Below are 230 nucleotides of genomic sequence, written 5' to 3' on the forward strand. Positions count from 1 at the left end.
TGTATGATGCGGCTGTTTCGGTTTCTCACCTTGGGGACTGCCTTTCTCGTGCCGATCATCGCCCGCTTCACCCTTCGCTCCCGCGTCCTGGCGGCCCTGCTGCTGTGCCTCTGCGCCGCCCTGTTCTACTCGCCGCCGGGCGCCGCGGCGCTGCCGAACCCGTGGGCGGGGAGTTCCTCCGGTGGCGAGAAGGTCAGCGATGCGCAGTTGGAACAATCGCTGAACCAGGT

1 protein-coding gene is annotated in these 230 nt (G+C 66.5%); it reads left to right on the forward strand.

Annotated features, from left to right (window positions below):
• Nucleotides 1–48: 48 nt before the first annotated feature.
• Nucleotides 49–230 (forward strand): hypothetical protein (locus ACLJNW_RS29105; protein WP_410962153.1); only part of this gene is annotated, 182 nt, incomplete at its 3' end.

Origin of the sequence: Salmonella sp. SAL4457 (genome assembly GCF_046548235.1) — a bacterium.
In the GTDB taxonomy this organism is placed as follows: domain Bacteria; phylum Pseudomonadota; class Gammaproteobacteria; order Enterobacterales; family Enterobacteriaceae; genus Salmonella; species Salmonella enterica.